The organism is Acinetobacter sp. NPDC052428, assembly GCF_044547685.1.
Classification (GTDB): Bacteria; Pseudomonadota; Gammaproteobacteria; order Pseudomonadales; family Moraxellaceae; genus Acinetobacter; species Acinetobacter lwoffii_G.
The window spans coordinates 19,377-45,428 of record NZ_JBIUAT010000010.1 but is presented as its reverse complement, the minus strand read 5'-3'; the positions used below and the strand labels follow the sequence as shown (position 1 = coordinate 45,428).

The window sequence follows — 26,052 nt, the reverse complement described above, 5'->3', positions numbered from 1 at the left end:
TCCTCGCTATACTGCAAATAGAATAAAAGATCAGGGTTGAAGATACGTATGGAACAACCACAATTTCAGTTAATGGATGAAGATCAGCTGTCTGTCGAGCTGATTGATGCCCAATATAATTTAAAAAAGACCCGGGGCCAGAAAAATGCCAAAAGTCTGGTGATTCTGGTGAATGGCATTGAGCTAGCCGGCAAAGGTGAAGCGGTTAAACAGCTACGTGAATGGGTCGATCCGCGCTATTTGCGCGTGAAAGCCGATAAGTCTCAGCTAGCCGGCCCAAAGCAAACCTTGTGGCAACCTTATGCGCGTTTTATTCCAGCTGAGGGCCAGATCATGGTGCTGTTTGGTAACTGGTATAGCGATCTGCTCGGCAGTGCCATGCAAGCTGAAAGCCCGCTGAGTGATGCACAGTTTGATGAATATCTGCAAGAGATGCAGGCCTTTGAACAGGACCTGAAAAATAACCATGTGGATGTGATCAAGGTCTGGTTTGACCTGTCCTGGAAAGTCTTGCAAAAACGCCTGGATGCCATGGATCCGAGTGAAACTCACTGGCATCAACTGCATGGTCTGGACTGGCGCAATCGCAAAGAATATGACACCTTGCAGCGCCTGCGTCAGCGCTTTACCGAGGACTGGTTCATTATTGATGGCGAAGATGAGCAGCAGCGCGACCAGCAATTTGCCCAGTATATCCTGAGTGCCTTGAAACATTGTCCGGATCATCCTGCCAGAGCCAAGGGAAGATGGAAACAGGCCAAGATTCCCGAGCAGTTAAAACATCCTTCCAAGACTCAAGCCCAGCCAGAAGATTACAAACCGGAACTAAAAAAATTAACCGCGAAGGTCGCCAAAGCCATGCGTTCCGATTCGCGTAATGTGGTGATTCTGTTTGAAGGTATGGATGCTGCCGGCAAGGGCGGCGCAATCAAGCGAATTGTCAAAAAACTCGATCCACGTGAATATGAAATTCATACCATTGCTGCACCAGAAAGATTTGAGCTGAGCCGTCCCTATTTATGGCGCTTCTGGACCAAGCTGCAAACTGATGATGATATCTGTATTTTTGACCGTTCCTGGTATGGGCGGGTATTGGTAGAACGGGTAGAAGGATTGGTCAGTGCGGTGGAATGGCAGCGTGCTTATGATGAAATTAACCGTTTTGAACAGAGTCTGGTCAAGCATCAAACAGTGATTGTGAAAATCTGGCTGGCAATCTCCAAGGACGAACAGGCAGCACGTTTCAAGGCGCGTGAAGATACACCGCATAAGCGTTTTAAAATTACCGAAGAAGACTGGCGTAACCGGGAGCGCTGGGACGACTATCTGAAAGCGGCAGCCGATATGTTTGAACATACTTCGACCGAGGAAGCGCCCTGGCATATTATTGCGACCGATGATAAGAATACCGCGCGGGTCGAGGTGTTAAAGGCTATTTTAAAACAGCTTCAGGCAGAATAATCTGCCTGAAGTAAGAGTGTCTAGAGGGCTGCAAAAATTCAGCTCACCCGGATTTTAACCTTGCGCCACCTGTTTTTGCTGGATATTTTTAGCTGCACGGTAGCATTCCTCTACATGTGCTTCAGCAATCTTTTTCATGACAAAATAGCCCAGACTTGCCGCCACCAGTTGGCCGCCCAGCGGAATGAATTTTGTGACTTGCTTTGTGATCACTTTCGCTGCAACATTGTTCAAAGATTTTTTAACTGCCGTACGTGCGACCACCAGACCAGAAAATTCTACGCCGCGTTTACGCAACTCATTCCAGTGCACCTGACGGGTTTTTGGATCATAGACACTGATCTGGTCAGGCGCCAGGCCGAAGCGGGCATTGATCTCGGGAATCAATTGCGACAAGATACCGATATCAATGACCACGTCCATAAACGGCACTGGAATAACCGCAGCACCGGCAGAATAATAGGCGCGTTTTTTGGTGAGTTCCAGGCACTCGGCGCGGATTTGTTCTAAATCTAGGCTCGGATCGAGACGTTCAGGAATTTTATCTAATTTCATGGGCACTACCTAAGCTCTATGTTGTTTTTTTCTATTCAAGCATCTTTAAGATGCTTTTTTCAAAGAAATTTTTCGACTGAAGTGTGGTTTTAAAGTGTCATAGAGCGCTCGGGATGTATAGTAAATAATCTTTATCGTTTTGTAGTAAAAACCACATTCAGCAGTTCAGGGGAACCAATGGCCATTCATGTTATTCAGAGTCAACGTATTGATGTGCTTTTGGATAGTATGCTGCGTATTGTCAACCAGACTGCCCGGAATCCATTTGAGGTGTTACAAACCCGGCACTTTATTGTGCCATCTCCGGCAGTAGAAACTTGGCTGACCCAGAAAATTGCCGAGAAAAAAGGCATTAGCGCCAATACCCAGTTTCATCACCGGATTCGCGCCTTTCAATGGACTTCCTATCAGTGGGTATTGAATGCGCCTAAAGAAGTGGAGCAGGTCCGTGAAGCCAATATTCCGCGCATTATCATCAAATGGCGCGTGTTTCAGGCGCTACGAAAATGCATTCTGCCTGAACAGATTCCTTTAGACGTCGATCATCCGCTGTATTCTATTGTGAAGCGGATTTATGACAGTGCTGACCGGCTGGAGCAGGGTACAGAGAAGCAGCTGAAAAAACAGAGCATGCTGTACTGGGTAGCCGAGCAGGTGTCGCGTTTGTTTAGCCATTATATGGATTATCGCGGTTATTGCGCGCGTAACTGTCCTCCAAACAACTGTGGTTGTCCGAGTAACTGGTTAGAGTCCTGGGGGCAGGATATTGCGCTCGATATCGAGCAAATGATCTATAGCCCCAAAGATGAAAATGGTCATGAGATGCAGGTGGCGGATTTTGTCAAGATTCAGGCGCGTGAACTGGAAGCTTGGCAACGCTGGTTGTGGCAGCATGTATTTCAGGATGATTATGCCAAAATCCTGGAGATTGAACGCCTGTATTGGGAGCGGCTGGAGAATGCAGAAACCCGCGCCCAGGCTCTAAAACGACTACCGGCCCAGATTGTGGTATTTAGCCTGCTGGAACTGCCACCCAGCCAGCTGGATTTTTTACGCCGTTTGGGGCAATACATTGATATCTATATTTTTCACTTCAACCCCTCGCAGGAATACTGGGCCGACAGTGTCGATCCGGACTGGAAAGCCAGGTTTGATTTGCAGCGGGAAGAGCGCTTTATTCAGCGTTTTGAAAAGACCCGTCAACGTAAACCGAATGATGCGGAAATAAAAGACTTCAGGATCAAGCAGCTGAACTTTAATGCCGAAGACCGGGAATCGCGGCATCCGCTCCTGACCCGATTCGGCAAGCAGGCACGGGATCATTTTTCTCTACTCTCTAAACTGTCTTCGGGGGAAGAGGGTCTCTGGGCCGATGTCTTTGTCGATGAATATCAGGACAGGCTGCTGGCCAAAATCCAGTCGGATATCCTGTATTTATTGGAACCTGAACAGCATCAATATGCTTTAAGCCCTGATGATGATTCGGTACAGATTCATGTCTGTCATTCTTCATTACGTCAGCTGGAAGTCCTCAAAGAACAGCTGATTCACTGGCTGGCTCAAGATACGAATGACGTGCCGCGTCAGCCGAGTGATATTCTGGTGTTGACGCCAAGTTTGAAAGAACTCGAACCGGCAATTCGTAGTGTCTTTGCGCCACCACCGCGTGAGCGCGAAACCGGCAGCAAACGCCTGCAGAAAGATAACCTGTATTTACCGATCCAGATTGCCGGGGTGTCGCGTCTGGATGTCAGTAATGCCTGGCGCGCGGTACTGGGCCGGATTCAGTGGGTACGGCGCCGTTTCAGTATTGAGGACTTCGCCGACTGGCTCAGCCTGAATGCCACCCAGCAGTATTATGGTCTGGACTATAGTCAGGTAGAACGGATGTTGCAGTTGCTGACAGATGCTGGCTTCAAGCGTGGACTGGACCAGCAGCATTTACAGCAAAGCCTGAGCGCAGGCGATGAGGATTACCGGTTTAGCTTTAAATTCGCGCTGGACCGTCTGGCGTTGGGTCTGGCGATTCCTGAACATACCCTGTTTCAGGACACCTTGAGTTATGCCAAGGTTCTGACCAGTGATTTTCCGCTGATATCCACCCTGATCCGAATTTATCAGGATCTGGTGCAGCGCCGTGACTGGCTGACTTTGCATGAAACTGGACAACGCACGCCGGTAAAAACCTGGCTGGAATATCTGCGTGCTGATCTGAATGAATTTCGTGATGCCGGGGTAGAATCACTCAAAACTGTTGCCGAGATTATCGACAAGCAAATGCGGATGCTGACCTTGGCCGATTATCATGATCAGGATGATCCACATGCCAGTCAGGAGCTGGTGGCACTCAGTCTGCCTCTGCCTTATGTGCTGGAAGAAATTCAGAATACCCTGGAGATGCAGCTGGATCAGGCCGAACCGACTGGACAGATTACTTTTAGCCAGATTGGGCAGATCCGGCCATTGCCTTATAAACTGGTGGTGATGCTGAATCTGGATAGCGGTAAATTTCCGAGCCGCAATCAACAGGTTCCGTTTGACCTGATGCGCAGCCTGAAGCCGCAACTTGGTGACCGTTCCCGTCTGGATGACGAGCAGGGCGCTTTTCTGGATGCCTTGCTGCTGGCACAGGAAAATCTATGGCTGTTCTATAATGGCTTTGATCTGGAGGATGGTGAGGCTCGCGATCCATCCACTGCCTTGCAGGAACTGGTTCAGCATATCGCGCTGATCTGCCAGTCTGAACAGCCGGATGCCGAAATCGATCCGATGGTGGATATTCATGGTCTGTCAGTCGCTCAACATATTCGGCAGCTTTATCATGTGCATCCCTTGCAGCCTTTTGATCCGGCCGGATTTGCAGATATGCAGACACCACGGTTTCAGGATCAGTGGTTTGCGGTAGCAGAGTATATCCGCAGTGCCGAAGGCAAACGCAGCAGCTGGATCAATGCACATTATCCGGCACTAGAACAAAAAGAAATCCGGGTACTCAAAGGCGATGAATGGATCCGCGATATGATTTTCCCGGCACGTCTATTCCTGAAAAGTGTCGGGGTTTCCACGATTCGCTATGCCGATTTGCCGAGTTCCCGGGAACCCCTATTACTGAACAAGCTGGAACAGTATCAGGTACGGGATTTCCTGTTGCAACAAGAGCAGGAGATTGAGCCGAACCTGATGCTGGACCTTTTGCCGGTGGGCAAAACCCAGCAAGCCACTTGGCTGGGCAGCCAGCAGGAACAGCAGCTGTTACAAGAGCGTTTGGTGCAGTTGGGTAAAGAACTGACGCCAGTTACCCAGCAATCCTTGCAGTTCAGTCCTGAACTGATCATTCATATTAACGTGCCTCAGGTTCCACACAGCAGCTACTGGCTGAGTATGCAATCCTCTTCAGCCTCGGAAAAACGCCGCGCCCAGATCTGGCTGGAGTATCTGCTGTGGCTGGCTTACTTGAATGACGATGCACGCTCACCAGAACTGGAGCGCATTGTCATTTTCAGTAATAAAACCCTGAAGTTTTCCGGATTAAGTTCGAGCAAGGCACATGAGTATTTGCAGCTCTGGTTAAAGGCCTGGGAAATTGGTCAACAGCAGCCGCTGGTCTTGCCGGCAGAATTACTGATGAAAAAAGAATGGCAGTGGGCCGAGAATGAACAGGGTAAAATGACCATTGTGGAAATGCCGGAATTGCTAAAGGCCTGGAACAACAGCTATGAGAGTGCCAAACCTTTGGCTTCGGATGAATCCAGTCTGCTGCATCAAGACTGGCAATTTATTTTGCAGGATCAGGATCCGGATCTGGCCTTGCAAAATTGCTGCCATGATTTTGCTCATGGCCTGTATGCGCCGATTCATCAACATCTGGAGTGGGTGAAATAGCCGTATGACTTTATTAAAGCAGCAGATGCAAACAGCCATTTCCACCAATCCGATTCAAGACATGAAATTCCGTGGCCTGCACTGGATTGAAGCCTCGGCAGGAACCGGCAAGACCTATACACTCTCCAGCCTGATGGTGCGGATTTTTCTGGACCAGTATTATCCGCATCAGGTGATTGCGACGACATTTACCCGTAAAGCCACGGCTGAACTGAAAAACCGGGTACGGCTTCGCGTCGAGGAAACGCTGGCTTATATCCAGCGTCATCAGCAGCTCAATTCAGTTGAAATCACAGCAAAAATCCAGAATGAAACCGATCCTTTATTTCAGCAGGTGCTGAAAGATTATGGTTCACGGCTGGATTATGCCCGTCGCCGTTTACGTCTGGTGCTGAACCAGCTGGATGAACTGTTTGTCGGCACCCTGGACAGCTTTAGCCAGAAACTGTTACGTGAATTTGCCTTTGAAAGTGGCAAGATTGAACGTGCAGAAATGACCGAAGATCAGGATCTGTATATTCAGCAGCTGATTCATGATGTGCTGCGTGACTGGATTCAGCAGCAGCCGCAATATATGGTCAATCATCTGTATGTTCAAAATCTGCTGAAACCGGTGGAGCATTATACCGGGCTGGTGCGTGATGCCCTGAATTTCAGCAAGCAGCATTTCCGCAAGATCGAACTGGCTGAATGTGACCTGAACAAATTGGAAGCCTGCATCAGTCAATTAGTGAGTATTCAGGAGCATGATCTTGCCGTCATGCGGCGTTATTGTCAGGAAAGTCCGAAGTATTTTCACAAGAGTTTTTTGACCAAGTTAACCGAAATTTGTGAAAACTTTATGACCTGGAGCGCAGCCCTGAAAAATCAGGGTGGCATGAGTTTCTTTGATGCTGAATTGCAGCCGATTTTACTGAATCTGTGCCATTTGCGCCGCAAGAAAACCGATTTCCAGCCGACCACTCAGGTCTTTAACAAAAGCTGTCCGGATGCAGAGCAGCAGCTGATTTTGCAACATAGTCTGATCGTGGCAATTGATGCGCTGTGTGAGGTCAAACAGTATCTGGATGAGCAGCTGCAACAGCTTACGACCTATCTGGAATTTCATATTATTCAAAGTGTGCAGACCCGTTTGCCACAAACCTTGCAGCAGCAGGGTGAAACCACTTTTTCCCAGCAAATTCGTACATTGGCGGAAGCATTGCAAGGCCAGCAGGGACAGCGTTTTGCCCAGTTTGTACAGGCACGTTATCCGCTGATTCTGGTCGATGAATTTCAGGACACCAATCAGGATCAGGATGATTTGCTGGCCAAGATCTGGCGTGATGCCAACCGGGTGCAGTCCGGCTGCATGATTATGGTCGGTGATCCGAAACAGGCAATTTACGGTTTCCGTGGCGGCGATATGCTCACCTATAACAAGGCACATGCCGATGTGTTGCATAAACAGGGCCGCGAATATACCCTGATGCAGAACCATCGGTCAGTCAAACCACTCGTAGAAGTGGTTGATGCGCTGTTCCAGCGGCAAATGGATTTTGGCGAACAGGTGCAGTACACCTTGATTCAGGCCGGTAGTCGCCCGCATCCAGATCTGGTCGATATGGGCAGGATCAACCCGCAGCCTTTACGATGGATTCAGCTAGGTGAATCGGACCTGGAGGCAGACCAGGTGGCCTGGAAAATCCGTGCATTGCTGAATCAGTCTGCCCAGCAGCAACTGTACTTTCAGCAGCAAGAGCATCAGCAAAGCCTGAGCGCAGATGATATTGCCGTGTTGGGATTTGGGCATTTTGCTCTGGAACAGGTGAAGCAGCGTCTGCAGCGTATGGGCATTCCCTCCTATAAAGAATCCAAACAGAGCGTGTTTGCCAGTACCATCGCTCAGGATGTCGCGGCCGTATTGACGGCGATTATGGATCCTTTCAATGAGGCCAAGGTCAAGCGGGCTTTACTAACCCGTCTGCTGGGCTTCAATCTGAAAAAACTGATTGATTTGCAAAGCCAGAGTGAAGGCCTCAGTCGCTATATTGCGGATCTGGATATAATTCGGGAAATGTGGTTTGAGAAAGGCTTTTTGACCGCCTGGAATTATGCACTGAACCTGTTTCAGGTCTGGACCAATCTGGTGGCCAGTCAAAGTCTGGACAATGAGCGGGTGGTGGTCAATCTGCGCCATCTGACCGAGATGCTGAGCCAGCAGAGTGAATATTATCAGGGGGCGCAAAAACTCTATCACTGGTATTTGCGCCAGCTTCAGTCACCTTCAGGCAAGGACAGCGAAAAAGAACGCAAGCTGTCTGGGGATCATGGGGTGCAGCTGATGACCATTCATGCCTCCAAAGGGCTGGAATTTAAAGTGGTGTTTTTATTGGGAGCAGATGCTGCTTTTGATGTGAATAAAGGCAATCTGAATTTTTCCCTGTCTGCGCCTGAACAGGACAACATCCTGGAACAATCCCGGGTGATTGCAGTGAATCACAAGAATTTACATGAGCAGGCGATTCTGCAGAATGCAGCGCGTAATGCTGCCGAAAACCACCGACTCTGGTATGTGGCGCTGACCCGTGCCAGTCACCGGGTATATGCCATGCTGCAGGACCAGAACGCACAGTCTGATTCCGGGCTGGCCTTCTGGCGTGGTCAGGGAGATCAACTGTTTCAACATGCTTTAAGTCTGGTCGAGCCGCCTCTGTCTCAGGAGCCACCGCGCCTGGTCGAGCAGTCGAACCATCATCAGGTCGACATGCGGGCGCAACCTTTGCCAGAGCGGCAGTTTTATCCGCGAACCAAAACCAGTTTTACGGCTTTGTCACAGCATCAGCTACATGGACATATCTTGCAGGACGATCTGGTCACGGCTTATGAACAGCCCGACAGTGCTGCCGATGAAATTCATTTTACCGGTCTGGAAGAACAGCCAGCAGCTGTGCCTTTAGACTGGATTAGGCTGAATTTTCCTAAAGGCACCGTAGCCGGAACATTCTTGCACAGCATTTTTGAACATATTGATTTTCAGGACAGCAGTTACTGGAATCTGGAAATCCGGCGCCGTTTTAAAAATACCGCACCGCAAATCTGGCAGGAAATGAAAGAAAAATTTGAACAGGCTTTTCATATACGTAGTGTACTGGAACAGGCTTTTTCCCTGCATTATCAGGCCGCTGTGGTGAATCTGCGAACCTTGTTTCAGGCCACAGCTCAGGCAGATTTCAAAGCCGAGGAATTGCGTCATAGTATGCAGCGCGTATTGTCCAGCCTGAACTATAAGTTATTGACCGGAATTCGCCTGCATGACCAAAGTGAAGTTTATCGCCAGCAATGGCAGCAGCTGTTTCACTCGGCACAACAGCTCGAGCGTTCAGCTCTGCTGGAATTTTTAGGTCAGTTTCGAGTGTATTTCGATGGGCTGGAGGATGACTCCTTTATCCAGTTTTTTGAACAGGAAGTGGCTCAGCTCACACGCCCTGCAAGTACTGAATCACTGAATGTGGACAATATTTTCCAGACTGCATTTGATGGCTTGCTGGACGAGATCACAGAAGATATTTTGCTGAACCTGATGCATGACTGGGTACATGACATTCTGGCCACTCCGATTCAGGCAGATTTTGCCTTGGCACAGCTGGAGGCTAAACAGTATCTTTCAGAATTCCCTTTTTATCTGTCCTTGACCGATGCCCCTTTGCAGATTCGGCAAATCCATCAGCTTTTTCTCGAACATGACATGATCATGAGCGATTTTAATGAGGCCAAGTCGGCACGTTATCTGACCGGTTCCATCGATCTGGTGTATTTCGATGGCCAGCGCTACCATATTGCCGATTATAAAAGTAACTTCCTCGGACCTGATCAGCAGCACTATAGTGCTGAAGCCATTCAGCAGAATATGAGCCAGTCCAGTTACTGGTTGCAGGCCGCTTTGTATCTGGTGGCGCTGCATCGGTACCTGAGTGCCAATATGCAGACTTATTCGATTCAGCAGCACTTGGGCGGCGCGACCTATCTGTATTTACGTGGGATGAAGGGACAGGTCCAGCAAGGAGCCTATCATTGGCAACCGGACTCCGAATTTATAGAAAAACTGGATCAAATACTGGGCTATTTTGAGCAGAAAAAATCAGCATGATTTTGCGATTTTATAAGATATATAGAGATTAAACATGAAATTATCCTGTGGATAACTTTGAGGATAACTGTGTGGAAAATGAGCAGAATCACGTGTCGCAGCAAGACTCCAATTTAATGGCCTGGATTGACTATTTGTGTCAGCTGCCGTTTAGTACGGCTACATTTGATCCGGCAGCAAAATTCTTGATTCAGCAACTGCTTGAGGCGATACAGGCAGGGGATAGCTGTATCGAAGTTGATCCTCAGCAGGTTGCCTTATTGCATAATCTGGTTCTAGACCGCCGTCAGCAGCGTGCAGGAATTGCACCATTTATTTTTGTAGATCAGCATTTATATCTGTACCGCTATTGGCAACTGGAACAGGCAGTAGCCTCACATATTGCTCGGATTAAAGCCCAACCGGTTGCCGCTATTGATTTATCCGAACGTGATCGCAATTTATTGTCAGATCCACAGCAAAAATTGGCACTGGAAATGGTTGCGCGGCAGGCGCTGAATATTATTAGCGGCGGTCCGGGTACCGGTAAAACCTATACCTTGGCGCATATGATTGCGGTCCTGCATGAAGCCTTGCCAAATATCCGGATTGCCATGGCAGCACCTACCGGAAAGGCCGCACAGCGCATGAAAGAAGCACTGCAAAAAGCCTTGCACAGTGAAGCGTTACAACAGTTTGAGCTAGAACAATTAAAACAGTTACAACCGGTCACCCTGCATCGCTTATTGGGTCTGGGCACTCGCGGACAGCCACGCTTTCATGCCAAGCAGCCTCTGCCTTATGATGTGATCGTGGTCGACGAAGCCTCGATGCTGGATTTAAACCTGTCACAGATGTTACTGGCCTCCGTACCGTCTCATGCACGGCTGATTTTACTCGGTGATGCAGATCAGCTGGCCTCTGTGGATGTGGGAACGGTATTGGCAGATTTACAGCAAGTAGCGACTCTGGAAGATAACCGGGTCAATTTAATCACCACGCGGCGTTTTGCGCCTGGAGCCAGGATTGGCGCAATGGCGGAGTTTATCCAGCAGAATCATCAGCCTTCTCACGTCTTGCAGAAATTTGAGCAGCAGATTGTGGCAGCCAGTGAGTTACAGGCGATCGATTTGGATCAGGTGAGGATCGACCAGTTGCAGTTACAATACCTGCTCGCTGGTGCCGAACAGACCGCGCATAATTTGAATCAGTATTATGACCAGCTGATGTATGGTTATCAGGCTTATGTACAGGCCATAAAAACAGAACGAAACTCAGCTGATTTTGAACACTATGTGCAACAGGTGGTCAAAACTTTTGATGATTACCGTATTTTAACGGCAATCCGTTCTGGTGATCTGGGGCTGCTCAAGATCAATCTACAGATTGAGCAACGTTTTCTAGCAGCCCAAGGTCAGTTGAAACAGGGCGACTGGTATGTCGGACGACCCGTCATGATGAGCTATAACGACTATCAGTTGGGCCTGGCCAATGGTGATATTGGTATCTGTTTTTTACGTGAGCAGTCTGGTCAACGTCAGTTTGAAGTGTATTTCCCGAGTCTGGAAAAATGGGTATTAGCCACCCGTTTACCTAAAAGTATTGAAACCGCTTTTGCGCTGACCATTCACAAATCTCAAGGTTCAGAATTTTCCCATACGGCCGTGGTGCTGGATCAATATGCAAAAAATTTATTGAGCAAAGAGTTGATTTATACTGCAATTACTCGAGCCAAAAAAGTGGTCAGTTTACTGGTGGATTGTGATGCTTTTACACAGGCACTTTGTGTCAGAACTACCCGGAAAAGTGGTTTGGGCCAAAAAATCATTGAACAATCTAGTAATTTAATTGGCAAAAATAATCAAATCTTGTAGGTAAAAGCTTACAAGGATTCAGGAAATTGACGCATAGAGCTTTTGCTCAGTTTTTGAGAAGATTGGTTCTACAAAATAACTCAACACGGAAAGTTGAGCATAATCGCATAATGATAATAATAATGTCGGTAGACAGCGAACTTACAGTGAAGTAAGTGAAAGAGGAAACTTACAGCCGCTAAGCCTTGTAGTTTTGGGAGAGACTACAAGGCTTTTTTATATCCTGGTTTTTTTATAGGAAGCTTGCTGGATTTTTATCCTAATTTCTTAGCAAAAATTTTCAGCGCTAGCCAGTAAACTTAAGTAAATAGCGTTAAATAAAACGAGAGCTGTGTAACATTATGCAAATTTTTACTCTGTGATGTACGAAATGGCTTACAGCAAAATGAGGCAAATACCTCTAGTTGTCTGGTGGGAATATGGCAAAATCTACCACACAAGGAAGATGATTTTTCAACAGGATGTTTGAAAATAATAATAAGCGTAAAACGCCATAATAATACAATAAATAATAATGATAAGAGAAAGAACTACAGCGCCAAAAAGCCCGAGTTTACTCGGGCTTTTTTTTATCCATTTTTTATGGAGAGCAGCGGAAGATTCAAGCGAGCTAAAGGGTTTGTTGGCTTTTCAAATGAATTTCTATATTTAATTCATCCTGGATTTATTTCATGAAAATAATGCAAAACCTGAATCTTTGAGGGACAAGAGTCATCGAATCTGAACTGCATCAATGAGCGACCAAAACCATGCAAAAATTTGGATCTATTTTTGCAATTTGATGCGTTTTCCCTTAAAATATGCAACTTGCTGTAGTGATGCACGGCAGTCAAGGTTTTGAATTCTCATCACTTTGATTTTTATCAAAATATATAAGCATCTCGGAGAAATCGAATGGCTTTAACTAACGCAGATCGCGCAGAGATCATGGCTAAATTCGCTCGCGCTGAAAACGACACTGGTTCACCAGAAGTTCAAGTAGCTCTTTTAACTGCTCAAATCAATGATTTACAAGGTCACTTCAAAGAGCACAAACACGACCATCATAGCCGTCGCGGTCTTATCCGTATGGTTAACCAACGTCGTAAACTACTTGACTACCTTAACGGTAAAGACCACGGTCGTTATGTAGCATTGATCGGTGCTTTAGGTTTACGTCGTTAATTCGATTTAAACTTTATTTTCGGGTGTATTGCATGCTTTGTGCTGTATTACTGAAAACTAAAGTCGGCTTAGCTTTGCGCTAAGCCAGTGGAAGGGGCGAATGTTTCGCTCCTTCTTTGTGTTTAAAAATAGTATTTAATCTGGTGAGGTCGGCTTCTAAGCTTTGTCATTTACTCGTCCATATGGTCATGAATGCCAAACCTTAGGGGTCTCCACTAGAATAATTGTTCACAAGAACTAGGAAAAAATAAAACATGTCAATGTTTAATATTATTCGTAAAGAATTCCAATTCGGTCAGCACAACGTTATCTTGGAAACAGGTCGTGTTGCCCGTCAGGCAAACACTGTTGTGATCACCATGGGCGGCGTACAAGTACTTGTCGCTGTTGTGGCACAGCCTAAAGCAAAAGCAGGTCAAGATTTCTTCCCATTAACTGTTAACTACCAAGAAAAGCAATATGCTGCTGGTCGTATCCCGGGTGGTTATGGCAAGCGTGAAGGCCGTCAGTCTGAAGCTGAAACTTTGATTTCACGTCTGATTGACCGTCCAATTCGTCCGTTGTTCCCGGAAGGTTACTTCAACGAAATTCAAGTAACAGCCACAGTTATTTCTTCTGATAAAACAATGGATGCTGACATTGCTGCAATGTTAGGTACATCTGCTGCATTGTCTATCGCTGGTACTCCTTTCCGTGGTCCAATCGGTGGTGCGCGCGTTGGTTTAATCAACGGTGAATACATCCTGAACCCGAACCTTGAACAACTTAAAGAGTCTGATCTTGATCTTGTTGTTGCGGGTACGGAAACTGCAGTATTGATGGTTGAATCTGAAGCGAAAGAGCTTTCAGAAGATCAAATGCTGGGCGCTGTATTGTTCGGTCATGACGAAATGCAAATTGCGATCCAAGCGATCAAAGAATTTGCTGCAGCTGCAGGCGCGGTTGAATCAACTTGGGTTGCTCCAGTTAAAAACGAAGAACTTCTTGGTAAATTGAAAGAAGCATTCGAAGCGAAAATTTCTGAAGCTTACACGATTGCAGTTAAGCAAGACCGTTATGCGGCACTTGACGCGCTTTATGCAGAAGCAGTTGCACAGTTCGTTCCTGAAAATGACGAAACTGGCATTGCAGAAGAAGTAAATGAGCTGTTCGAAGACCTTAAATATCGTACTGTACGTGACAACATCCTGTCTGGTAAGCCACGTATCGATGGTCGTGATACCAAAACTGTTCGTGCAATCGACGTACAAGTAGGCGTATTGGATCGTGCTCACGGTTCTGCATTGTTCACACGTGGTGAAACTCAAGCCTTGGTCACAACGACTTTGGGTAATACTCGTGATGCGTTGATGGTTGATACTCTTGCAGGTACAAAAACTGACAACTTCATGTTGCACTACAACTTCCCTGCATATTCTGTAGGTGAAACTGGCCGTGAATCTGGTCCTAAGCGTCGTGAGATTGGTCACGGTCGTCTGGCACGTCGTGGTGTTCAAGCTGTACTTCCTGCTGCTGATCGCTTCCCGTACGTGATCCGTATCGTATCTGACATCACTGAATCTAACGGTTCGTCTTCAATGGCGTCTGTATGTGGTGCATCACTTTCTCTTATGGATGCTGGTGTTCCACTTAAAGCACCAGTTGCAGGTATTGCGATGGGTCTAGTGAAAGAAGGCGAGCGTTTCGCAGTTCTTTCTGACATCTTGGGTGATGAAGATCACTTGGGCGACATGGACTTTAAAGTAGCTGGTTCTGCAAACGGTATTACTGCGCTACAAATGGACATCAAGATCGAAGGTATCACTGAAGAGATCATGGAATCTGCATTGAACCAGGCTTATGCGGGTCGTATGCACATCTTGAATGAGATGAACCAGGTGATTTCACGTGCGCGTCCTGAAATTTCGATGCACGCACCAACATTCCAGGTGATCAATATCAACCCGGATAAAATCCGTGATGTGATCGGTAAAGGTGGCGCGACCATTCGTGCGATTACTGAAGAAACTAAAGCGGCGATCGATATCGAAGATAACGGTACAGTTCGCGTATTTGGTGAAACTAAAGCGGCAGCGCAAGCTGCAGTGGCCAAGATCCAGGCACTTACTGCTGAAATCGAGCCAGGTACAATCTACGTAGGTAAAGTGATCCGTATCGTTGAATTCGGTGCGTTCGTGAATATCCTGCCAGGTACTGATGGCTTGCTTCACATCTCTCAAATCTCAAACGAACGCATTGCGAACGTGGCAGATGTATTGAAAGAAGGTCAAGAAGTGAAAGTACAGGTTGCGGATGTTGATAACCGTGGCCGTATCAAATTAACGATGAAAGACATCGAACAAGTTTAATCGTTAAAATATTCACATGGGAAAACTCATGTGAATAACAATAAAAAAGCCCTGAGCTTGGTCAAAATGTTTACTTTGGCTGGCTCAGGGCTTTTTTATGCCTTCAATAAGATTCTGCTACGCAAATAAAGACTGATTGGATTGCTTAAGTCTGCGGCTCGGCTCATAATTTTAAGACGGATAGATGGGGAAGGCCTACTAGCTCTATCCTGCAACAACAAAAAGCAGAATTGTGAATAGAGAATTGTCTTAATGCAGGTTTATTATTTTTACCAACATCCGACCGAACATCATATTTTTGTACAAAAAGAGCCTATTGCTCAAGCCGAACCTGAATTTATCTGGATCGACTATACCCGGGCAGATGTGGTTAATCGGGCTGAGACTTGGCAAAAAGAAATAGAACAGCAGACCCATTTATACCTAAACGAATTGCATGTAAACGATATTCTTAATTTAGAACATCCTTGTGTATTTGATAGCATGGATGACTATGAGCTGCTTATTTTTCGCAAGCTGATTACCCCGGATGATGACATCGAGAGCGGTGAGCAGGCGCTGGAACAGCATGAAAAAGTGTTTGGTCTGGCGACTACTCCGATTAGTTTTATCATGACTCCTCAAGTGCTGATTACAGTACGTGAGCAAGGCAATAAAGCAATAAAAAATTATATTTCCCGTATTGAAACCCATGTGATCCGTTCCACTCAGGAACAAAATAAGTCACGAAAACTCCCGATGACCCCGCTGGATTTATCGTTACGTTTACTGAATAGCATGGTGGATGGTTATTTGGATTTACGTGTGCCTTTAACCCGACGGGTTGAATTCTGGCAACAGGAGTTATTACAGGGGCATCGCCGCTTTACCAAATGGAACCAGTTATTGCAAGAAAGCATGTCTTTTCAACAAGTGGAAAATCTCTGTGAAGAGCAAATTGATACCTTGCAAGAACTGCGAGATGAAATTATCGATAATTATCCGCACTTGAAAGGCAAGAAGAAGTCGGAACGACAGGATATTATGCTGGTCCGAATGAATGACCTGGTCAGCCATGTAGAGCGCATCCAAAAACACACTGTTCGTTTGCGTGCCTCGATTCAGGCGGCGATCGACCTGCATTTTTCAGCCATTGCCAATCAGACCAATGAAAATATGCGCATCTTGGCGATAATTACCGCTATTTTTGCACCGCTGACCTTATTGACCGGGATTTACGGGATGAACTTTGAATTTATTCCGGGGGCGAAATCTCCTGTCGGGTTCTGGAGTATGTTGATGATCATGTTCATTAGCACGGTATTGCTGGTGTATTATTTCTATCGCAGACATCTGGTCGGTCGAGGGGAGCGCAGTGTGATTGATCTACTGGCACAACAGCATAAGAATCAACACGTGAATCTGTTCTGGTTCCTTGACTATGAGCCGATTAAGCAATCAGTGAAAGAGACCATGAAAGAAGTTGAAAAGCTGACCAAATTAAAATAGAGCTACCTTTATCAATCGATATTTATAAAAGTTGTCCTATTTTTCAAGCACACGTAGATCAGTGGACTTCAATTTTAGATTAGCTCTGTAGAAATCAACACTCTGTTCTGCTGATCACTCAACTTGAGCTGTTCGAGTCAGTATTTTATAGATTTCATCTTTTAATTTCAGTTTTTTACGCTTGATCGCCTCAATATCATTGTTGATATGATTGACTGGATCAAGTTCAAGCTGGCTGATTTCTTTGTCCAGCTCATTATGTTCCTCGAATAACTTGGCAAAATAGGGATTTTCCTCGCGAAGTTGCACAATCAAGTCGCGGTATTCGGGAAACATGTATTTGAGTTTCTTATTGCAATCTTTGGTTTTCATAGGGATTCTTATACTCTAATCATAAAATTAAATATAAATATGTTCTGATCTGCACTGGAAAATGCAGATCGACAGAACATGAAAAGGATTTACTTGAAGTGCAAATGTTTGACCTCGCGGCGTAACTCCTGCACTTCATCAATGAGGTCCAGCATCATGGCAACGGCGCTAAATGAGGCATCAAAATCGCGTTGCAGGCGATAGGCGCGTTGTGCACGCGAGATATCTTCACCGAGGAAAGTGCTGGTCGGGGGTGTAGAACGATTGGGTAAAATTCCATGTTCAATTAACTGCATGACCCATTCCGGGCTTTGTCCACACGCTTCTGCAAAGTGGATCAAGTCAAATGAACGATCGTCCATAATTTCTGAGGGGGTATAACCGTGGGAAAAACTTTCTTGGTACTGAATCGTAGTCATGGGTCTACTCCTTAAACAGCCAAGTGTGCAAAATCCGTAGAAAGGGAAGGTACTAAAATAGAACGCTTTCCAATCCTTGGACATGCAGACTCAGAGTGATGACTCAAATGATCATGAGTGAAGAGTCGGGATGCACTGGTAGTTGATGAATCAGTCGGTCTGACCGGATCTTTATCAGCAGCATGCGAGGCAAAGAAGGTTAAAGCTGAAGTTGTTTTTATAATTTTATGTGTTATCGACAAAGCGTATTCAATCACTTTCCTATGTTGAATAGAGGGCGCCATATCAGGGCTGCAAAGCAGACCAGAGGACAGAATTGAACAAGGCTGAAGATTGATCATCATAAGTGGATAAAAAATAACCGTCTTCGATCCATTATTATGACTTTGCCTGCTCCAAAACAGTTTTTATTTGTACCTTATTGTTTCAAATCATGACAAAGAAAAAAGCCCCTGATATAGGGGCTTTGAAAATCTTTCTGAAATTAATATTTTACCCAAGTAACACTGCGACCAATTACCGATACCCCCACATAACCACGCAAGGTCAGACGTTTACCATTAGCACTTAAGCGTGCTTTACCTTTGTAAACTTTGCCACTGATCGGATCAAGCACTTTGCCATCATGGTATTCACGTGGCTTTTTCGGATCTGCCTTAAAATCCCAGATAAACGGCAGGCCTAGAAAAGGCTTGTTCTTAAGCTGACCTGGACATTTATGACAAATTCCCATTTTTTCTGCGCCAGGCAAGCTGCGTGTTTCGACAATTACTCCTTCATAACTGCCATCTGCTTTCTTGCGAATTTCCACATCCGCACGAGAATAACCCGATTGATCATCGATGGTTTTCCATTTACCCAATAACGGATCTTCATAGGCAAAGGCCAGGCTAGAGACTGCGGCCAAACTTATCCCCATTAGTAGAGTATTCAATAATTTTCTCATAACATACCTGTTAAATTGATGATGTATTCATTTTAGAATTATTGCTCTAATTTATTTTAAAAGCATAATTAAATCAAGAGTATGAACTGTGCGGTCTTTCTCATAATTTTTTGAAAATGATGAATATTCAGGTTTTGTTAGTGTGAATAATCTTATAATTTAAAAGGGATTCTTAGATTGGATTTACAGGAGAGTTTGATTCAGGAGGTAGACAGGTTTTCTACTGTAGGGGAATGCGCTTTGTTGAGCTCAGTCACCTAGATTTTAAAACATAAAAAAAGCATTCCTGGGAATGCTTTTAAACTTAAGGATTCGAACTGCTTAGCTCAGGTGTTTACCAAATAGGCCCAAGGCTTCTTCAGCAGTAAAAGTATATTGGCTATTACAGAACTGACAGTCCATCTCGATCGGATTCTGGAATTCCAGCGTTTCACGGATCGACTCTATTCCGATTTGCTGTAAAGCGACTGCACAACGCTCTTTAGAGCAGGTACAACCAAACTTCAACACTTCCGTATCTGGCAGACGCACTTCTTCTTCGTTATATAAACGGTACAGAATATCAGTGGCTTGCAAACCGACTAACTCTTCAGTTTTTAGAGTCTCTGTGAGCATGGTCAGACGTGGCCATAGATCTTCATCTACCCGGCGTTGTTCTTCTTCACTATTACGTGGTAACAGCTGAATCAATAAACCACCTGCACGCTGATGGTCGCTCGCCAGCACAATGCGCGTTGGAATCTGTGCAGACAGGTCATAATACTGCATCAGACAGCCCGCCAAATTTTCTTTATCAAGGGGTACAATCCCCTGATAACGCTCGCCAAATTCTGGTTCGATATTGATGAACAGAACCGGAGAGGTGAGTGACTTCAACACGGTACTGCTGTCTTCACCGACCAGAAAGTGCGGATCTTCTTCATAGTCAGCCAAAGCGCGAACTTCACCCAAATGGTTACATTCAGCCATAGCCCATTTAAATGTGCCTGATGCCTGAATTTGCAGGCTGATACGCCCTTTAATCTTCAATGTGCTGGCCAGCAGTGCAGTGGCACTGAGCATTTCACCTAGCAGGATTTTAACTGCAGGTGCATAGTCACGTTGCGCTAAAATGGTTTGTAAAGCTTCTTCAAGATGCACCACTTCACCACGAACAGGGCTATCTTCAATAAAAAAGCGTTGGCGTAAATCAGACATAAAATTCTCCATAACCCTGCTTTAATAGTGTCATTATTGTAAAACACAAGTTAGGACAGTTCATCTCTTAACGTATCAATTCCTGCGCCGTTTGTATCCTGTTGCTGCGGTGTATCCTGTTTTTGCACTTTATGGCGTTGATCCTGGGCAAACAGATGCTCCAGTTCGGCTAAACTGCTCCGCTGATTTTCATAATTTGGATGTTCATCCGGATCCAGATGATATTGGCTATTCAGCAGTTTTTCATCCTGTTCACGGAAGTTTTGAATCTGTTGCTGGCTATTTTCGAGGTCAGGATTGAGCTGGTTTAGTAAGGCCTGACTGAGTTCTAAAGCTGAAAGATAAGTTTCACGCCAGATGTGTTTCACGCCCAAATCCTGCAATAAATGCACATGATGCCGGTCACGGGCACGTATCCATAAACAGATTTCAGGATAATTCAGCCGCAGATGCCGCACGATCAGCATCGAGTCTTCAATATCATCAATGGCGACAATGACCTGTTGCGCCGTGGCAACCCCTGCCTGCATCAAGGCTGCCGGTTCTGTCGCATCTGCCTGATAGAAAGGGATGTCGTACTGCGCCAGAAGCTCAGTGGCTGGCACAGTGCTGTCCATGACACTAAAGGCGTGTTGCTGTTGCAGTAGAATCCGGGCGATGATTTGTCCGAAGCGACCAAAGCCAATCAGCAGGATTGGTGTATGGGCTTGAGGATTAATATCAGTTTCAAAAGTCGCTGCCAGATGATTGTGGCGATCCAGACGCGGTAAGATCTGACTGTGCAATAACCAATAAAATGCGGGGGTCAGCAGCAAGGAAAAACTCACCATCCACAGCAAGGGAGAGAGCAGATCAGCCGCAATAATCTGGTCGGAAACCGCAATCACCAGTGCCAGTAAAGCAAATTCGCCACCTTGTGCCAGACTGGCTGCTAACAAGGTGCTATTGCGCCAGCTATTTTGATGATAACGCGCCAATGCCAGGTTGATTGCAAACTTGCCCAAGATTAAAATGAGGGTGCCACCGAGAATCATCCAAGGGAAATTGAGCAGATCAGCTAAGTGCAGTGACATGCCTAGACTGATAAATGCCAAGCCCATCAACAGGCCCTGAAAAGGCCGAATCGTACTTTCTACCGCAGGCCTGAAATCTGAATCTGCCAATAAAATGCCGGCAAATAAGGCACCGAGAAATAGATTCAGTCCGAGGGTATTCATCAGCACCAATAATGCCAAGGTCACCGCAATCGCTACAATCGCATGCAGTTCGTGACTGCCACTTTTAGCAATCCAGCGATACAACGGCTGCATCAGGTAACGATTACACAGAAACAGACCACTCAACGTTGCGATGATCGCAGCAAAATAGGCCACGCCATGTTCAGTGGAGCGAATCCCGGCAAATAATGGAATGGCTGCAATCACCAGAATGGCCAACAGAGCATGAATCAGCAGAATCGAATAGGCTTGCTGACCATAGCTGGTGGCGAACTGTTCCTGATGATTGAGATGTTGAATCACCAAAGTCAGGGCGGACAAACTGCCGGCGAGTCCAATTACAATGCTGGCGAGTAGGCTTTGCTGAAGGAAAACCCAGGCCATGAGCGTGAAAATCAGGGTGCTGATTAGTACCTGTAAAGCAGCCATCATCCACAGGGAGGGATTAATCTGCACAATGCGTTGTGGTCTGAGTTGCAGGCCGATCCAGAACATCAGTGCCATCAGGCTGACTTGCATGAAACTACTCATGACTTCGGGTGTCTGAATCAGGTGCAAAAGGCTTGGACTTAAGATGATCCCTGTTAACAGATAGCCCAGCACACTTGGCAATCTGAGCCTTTTACTCAGTGGCACTATCAACAGTGCAATAACCAGAACCAGTGTTATTTGTAACAGTATCGACATTTTCCTGCCCTAAATTTATTCTTGATCCAGACTTGCAGTTTCGTATTCCAGATCGATCCTCAGGCGCAATATCTTTTAGCTCAGTTCCTGAGGGTCGATGTCCAGCGTGAGCTTCATGCTAGAAGGTTTGTCCTGCAGCATGTTTTGCCACCAGCTACGCACATAGTAATGCAAACGTGGACGATCCGCTGACAATAGCACCATATGCGACTGATAGCGTCCGGCCTTACGTTCCATTGGCGCAGGAATTGGTCCCCAGATGTCCAGCGCCAGATCAGGATATTGCCTGAGGAGTGCTGCATGTTTCTGTAAGAATTCGGTATTTTGTGCCTGATCCTTGGATTCACAGCGAATCAGGATGGCATAACGGTAGGGCGGCATTCTGGCCATCTGCCGTTCTTTTAAGGTCTGCTGGGCAAATACGCGATAATTTTCATTCACTAAGGTGTTCAGCAGGGCATGATCAGGTCTGAGGGTCTGCAGATAAACATCGCCTTTATGTTCACCACGTCCGGCACGGCCAGCCACTTGCACGATCAGTTGCGCAGTCCGTTCAGTAGCACGGAAGTCCACACTCAGCAGACCGGAATCAATATCCAGAATCGCCACCAGCGTCACATAAGGAAAATGATGCCCCTTGGCCAGCATCTGGGTGCCGAGTAGAATCGCCGGTTCGCTTTTCTGAATCTTGTCATAGATTTTTTGCCAGCTGCCGACCCGACTGGTGGAATCGCGATCGACCCGAATCACCTCAAAATCCGGAAATAGCTCATTTAAATGTTCTTCGACTTTGCCGGTGCCCATACCCAGTGTAACCAGTTCCTGATGCTGACATTGCGGGCAGTGTTCCGGCATACGGTGAATAGTACCGCAGTGATGGCAATGCAGATGCTGATAAGGCTGACGGTGTACAGTGAAGTTGGCATCACAGTGCGGACATTGCGCCTGCCAGCCACAGCTGCCACAAAGCAGGACGGGGGCATAGCCACGGCGGTTTAAAAAAATCAGCACCTGTTCTTTTTTCTCCAGGCGCTTTTTGATGTCCTGAATCAATTGCAGGCTAATCCCATGCTTTTTTTGCGCAACTTTTAAATCCAGAATATGGATTTTGGGCATCAAGGCCGTGCCGGCACGCTGGTTCAGCTCCAGTGCCTGCATCTTGCCATGTTGCACCAGCGCATAACTGTCAATGCTTGGTGTGGCTGACCCTAAGATTACCGGACATTGCTGTAAATGGCCGCGGTACAGGGCGACATCGCGGGCATGATAGCGGAAGCCTTCCTGCTGTTTAAAGGACAGGTCATGTTCTTCATCCAGAATGATCAGGCCCAGATTCGGCATCGGGGTATAAATGGCAGAACGTGTACCGAGTACGATTGAGGCTTTGCCGGTTTCTGCCGACTGCCAGGCTTGTAGCCGTTTGGAATCATTCAGCCCGGAATGCAGCAACGCAATATGGCAATGAAAACGGGACTGAAAACGGCTGATGGTTTGCGGCGTCAGGCCGATTTCCGGCACCAGCACCAGCACCTGTTTGCCCTGTTTCAGTACCTGTTCCATGATCTGCAAATACACTTCAGTTTTACCGCTGCCGGTCAGACCATCCAGTAAAAAAGCTTGATATTGATTGCGATATTTTAATACCTGTTCGACTGCATGTTTTTGTTCAGGATTGGCAGTAAGCGGCATTTGTGCCAGCTGCATCGGCTGCGGATTGAAATCTTGTGGCTCCAGCACACAGGCGCAAATCTCTTTTTTCTCCAGCGCTTTTAAGGTCGCGGTTTCAATCCCGGCCATGTTCAGCACATTTTCAGTGGTCCCGACCGGATGCAGTTTTAAAATCCGGTAAGCTTCCTGCTGCTTGTCCGAACGGCGTACTTTGGCCTCGGCATCAGGGTCCAGGAATTTCCAGGTACGGGCCAGCAGGTTATAAGGCTTACCCTGACGCAACAGAGTCGGCAGGGCACTGTGGACGACTTCACCGATCGGAAACTGGTAATACTGCGCTGACCATGTCAACAAACTTAAAACTTTGGCATCTATAATGGCGCGTTCATCGAGCAGTTCGGTCACTGCCTTAAGTTTAAAGCGCGGATCGAGAGGAGTGTCTGCGGATAGTTTTTCGATAATCACCCCGACCAGATTCTGCCGACCAAACGACACCAGTACACGTGCGCCAATCTGTGCCTGTTCAAATTGTGCTGTACTCATCGTGTAATCAAAACAATCAAATACATGCACAGGTACAGCAACGCGTACGCGATAAAGTGGACTTGAATCTGGGTGAGAATTTTGCATATCTTGGGGTGGAGATCCTGAAGAAATTTCGTCGTGCTTAAAGTTCGATTATGTTAGAGTGAGCAGATAATTTATATCAAAGAATATGAATGATTTCGGTGGTCTGACGCAACAGCGTTGAGCAAAATTTTGGAAAATTAGAGCATTACAATGCCTGCATATCAGTTTATTGCGCTTGATGCTTCAGGAAAGCAGCAAAAAGGCGTGCTGGAGGGGGATTCTGCACGTCAGATCCGGCAACAATTACGGGATAAAGCACTTATTCCTGTCTCTGTTGATCCTGTTGAAAAAAAAGATCAACATCATCGTCGAAAATGGTTTGAAAAAAGCATCACCGCCTATGATTTGGCTCTGATGACCCGGCAATTATCCGTGCTGGTCGCTGCTGCGATTCCACTGGAAGAAGCGATTCGTGCCGTCGGCAAGCAAAGTGAAAAAGTACATGTACAAAACCTGCTGATGTCAGTGCGCTCCAAAGTGCTGGAAGGGCATAGTCTGGCGCAGGGCTTGCAACAATCCGGACGTTTTCCTGAACTGTATATTGCCACAATTGCCGCCGGTGAACGTTCCGGACATCTGGACCTGATTCTGGATCAGTTGGCTGACTATACCGAAAACCGGTTTGCCATGCAGAAAAAAATTCAGGGTGCAATGGTCTATCCGATTATCCTGATGCTGATGTCCTTTGCGATCGTGATGGGGCTGATGACCTATGTGGTGCCAGATATCGTCAAGACCTTTGACCAGAGTAAAGATGCCTTGCCGTGGATTACCGTGGCCTTGATGAAAGCCAGTGATTTTATCCGCATTGCCTGGCCATTTTTATTGATCGGTGGGGCTTTGGGGATTTTCCTGTTGGTCCGGTTTTTAAGAACCACAGCCGGGCATTATGCCTTTGACCGTCTGACCTTAAAATTACCTTTATTCGGCAAATTGTCACGCGGGATTAATGCCGCACGTTTTGCCAGTACCTTATCCATTTTGACCCAGTCTGGCGTGCCGCTGGTCGATGCACTGCGCATTGGTGCTGCAGTCAGCAATAACTGGGTAATCCGTGATGCGGTGAATCTGGCAGCGGAAAAAGTGACCGAAGGCGGTAACCTGGCAACCCAACTGGAACGCAGTGGTTATTTCCCGCCGATGATGGTACAAATGATCAGAAGTGGCGAGGCATCCGGTGAGCTCGACCGAATGCTGGAGCGTGCTTCACAGATGCAGGATCGTGAAGTGACCACCCTGATTTCAACTTTACTGGCTTTGCTGGAACCTTTAATGCTGGTCCTGATGGCCAGTATTGTTCTGGTCATTGTGATAGCAGTGATGCTGCCAATTGTAAATATGAATAATATGATTTAAACAGTAACCAGTTAGAATTTTGCTGTGATCAAGATTCAAGTGGTCTGAATAATGCAAATAAGTGAGAGAGATTGAATGAAAAGGAATGAATTAAATAAACAGACAGGCTTTACGTTAATCGAAGTCATGGTGGTGATTGTTATTCTCGGTGTGCTTGCTGCGCTGATCGTTCCGAACGTGATGGGACGCGGTGAAAAGGCCAAAGTCGATACCACCGTGATCAAGTTGCAGAGTATTGCGGGTTCACTGGATCAATACAAGCTGGACAATGGCAAGTATCCAAGTATGCAGGAAGGTGGTCTGGATGCACTGGTGAACCAGCCAGCGACTGCAAAAAACTGGGTGCCGGGCGGTTATGTTAAAGGCGGTTTTCCAAAAGACAGCTGGGATAATGAACTGCAATATGTGATTCCGGGTACCGATGGTCGCAGCTTTGATCTGTATTCATTTGGTGCAGATGGTCAATCGGGTGGTGAAGGAACAGATGCCGATATTTATTATCAGCCTTAATTGAGAATCATTATAAATTCTCGATAGATGGTATATATCACTTCACTTAATAAGCTATTTCAATACGAAGTGAAGTGATAATAACTATTAATTATTAAATGTAATGTAAGTTAATGATATTTATAATAATGAATTAATAAAAACGATATGCGAGTTATAATAAGAATTAT

The 26,052-nt window shown here is 46.3% G+C and carries 16 protein-coding genes; 9 read left to right on the top strand and 7 right to left on the bottom strand.

The window, feature by feature from the left end:
- Window positions 1–42: 42 nt before the first annotated feature.
- A complete protein-coding gene (locus tag ACIG3F_RS07930) occupies window positions 43–1,461 on the top strand; it encodes a phosphate--AMP phosphotransferase (protein ID WP_396469778.1) in 1,419 nt (472 codons plus the stop codon).
- Between the two features lie 54 nt (window positions 1,462–1,515).
- Here the strand turns inward: ACIG3F_RS07930 and ACIG3F_RS07925 are convergent, their stop codons facing one another.
- A complete protein-coding gene (locus ACIG3F_RS07925) occupies window positions 1,516–2,016 on the bottom strand; it encodes a hypothetical protein (RefSeq protein ID WP_004278581.1) in 501 nt (166 codons plus the stop codon).
- A 177-nt stretch (window positions 2,017–2,193) separates the two neighbouring features.
- On the opposite strand from ACIG3F_RS07925, the gene ACIG3F_RS07920 reads away from it, so the two are divergent.
- From ACIG3F_RS07920 to ACIG3F_RS07895, 6 genes are all read left to right on the top strand, one after another.
- Window positions 2,194–5,898, top strand: coding sequence for an exodeoxyribonuclease V subunit gamma (locus tag ACIG3F_RS07920; RefSeq protein WP_396469767.1), 3,705 nt, complete (start codon window positions 2,194–2,196; stop codon window positions 5,896–5,898).
- 4 nt (window positions 5,899–5,902) lie between these two features.
- Entirely contained in the window at window positions 5,903–10,027 is a 4,125-nt protein-coding gene (locus ACIG3F_RS07915) for a UvrD-helicase domain-containing protein (protein WP_396469766.1), read from the top strand.
- A gap of 71 nt (window positions 10,028–10,098) precedes the next feature.
- A complete protein-coding gene (gene recD, locus ACIG3F_RS07910; protein WP_396469777.1) occupies window positions 10,099–11,880 on the top strand; it encodes an exodeoxyribonuclease V subunit alpha in 1,782 nt (593 codons plus the stop codon).
- Window positions 11,881–12,774: 894 nt separating this feature from the next.
- On the top strand, window positions 12,775–13,044 hold the full coding sequence (gene rpsO / locus ACIG3F_RS07905; RefSeq protein ID WP_004278577.1) for a 30S ribosomal protein S15: 270 nt from the start codon (window positions 12,775–12,777) through the stop codon (window positions 13,042–13,044).
- Between the two features lie 260 nt (window positions 13,045–13,304).
- Window positions 13,305–15,392, top strand: coding sequence for a polyribonucleotide nucleotidyltransferase (gene pnp / locus ACIG3F_RS07900; protein ID WP_171058372.1), 2,088 nt, complete (start codon window positions 13,305–13,307; stop codon window positions 15,390–15,392).
- A gap of 252 nt (window positions 15,393–15,644) precedes the next feature.
- Entirely contained in the window at window positions 15,645–16,880 is a 1,236-nt protein-coding gene (locus tag ACIG3F_RS07895) for a magnesium transporter CorA family protein (RefSeq protein ID WP_005267559.1), read from the top strand.
- Between the two features lie 114 nt (window positions 16,881–16,994).
- On the opposite strand, the gene ACIG3F_RS07890 is transcribed toward ACIG3F_RS07895, so the two are convergent.
- From ACIG3F_RS07890 to ACIG3F_RS07865, 6 genes are all read right to left on the bottom strand, one after another.
- Window positions 16,995–17,252, bottom strand: a complete 258-nt coding sequence (locus ACIG3F_RS07890; RefSeq protein ID WP_005102903.1) for a YdcH family protein — start codon at window positions 17,250–17,252, stop codon at window positions 16,995–16,997.
- A gap of 89 nt (window positions 17,253–17,341) precedes the next feature.
- Window positions 17,342–17,671, bottom strand: a complete 330-nt coding sequence (locus tag ACIG3F_RS07885) for a chaperone modulator CbpM (protein ID WP_005102905.1) — start codon at window positions 17,669–17,671, stop codon at window positions 17,342–17,344.
- Between the two features lie 484 nt (window positions 17,672–18,155).
- A complete protein-coding gene (locus ACIG3F_RS07880; RefSeq protein WP_005102907.1) occupies window positions 18,156–18,617 on the bottom strand; it encodes a DUF2147 domain-containing protein in 462 nt (153 codons plus the stop codon).
- A gap of 321 nt (window positions 18,618–18,938) precedes the next feature.
- Complete coding sequence (locus tag ACIG3F_RS07875) at window positions 18,939–19,814, bottom strand: Hsp33 family molecular chaperone HslO (protein WP_004278571.1); 876 nt, start codon at window positions 19,812–19,814, stop codon at window positions 18,939–18,941.
- Window positions 19,815–19,864: 50 nt separating this feature from the next.
- Entirely contained in the window at window positions 19,865–21,718 is a 1,854-nt protein-coding gene (locus ACIG3F_RS07870; RefSeq protein ID WP_396469765.1) for a cation:proton antiporter, read from the bottom strand.
- A gap of 75 nt (window positions 21,719–21,793) precedes the next feature.
- On the bottom strand, window positions 21,794–24,016 hold the full coding sequence (locus ACIG3F_RS07865; protein WP_396469764.1) for a primosomal protein N': 2,223 nt from the start codon (window positions 24,014–24,016) through the stop codon (window positions 21,794–21,796).
- A 150-nt stretch (window positions 24,017–24,166) separates the two neighbouring features.
- On the opposite strand from ACIG3F_RS07865, the gene gspF reads away from it, so the two are divergent.
- Together gspF and gspG are read left to right on the top strand one after the other, a co-directional pair.
- Window positions 24,167–25,372 (top strand): type II secretion system inner membrane protein GspF, encoded by a 1,206-nt coding sequence (gspF, locus tag ACIG3F_RS07860; RefSeq protein WP_005250503.1) that lies wholly within the window; start codon window positions 24,167–24,169, stop codon window positions 25,370–25,372.
- A 75-nt stretch (window positions 25,373–25,447) separates the two neighbouring features.
- The gene (gspG, locus tag ACIG3F_RS07855; RefSeq protein ID WP_005250505.1) at window positions 25,448–25,882 is read left to right on the top strand and encodes a type II secretion system major pseudopilin GspG; all 435 of its coding nucleotides are present in this window, start codon (window positions 25,448–25,450) and stop codon (window positions 25,880–25,882) included.
- The last annotated feature ends 170 nt before the right edge of the window (window positions 25,883–26,052 follow it).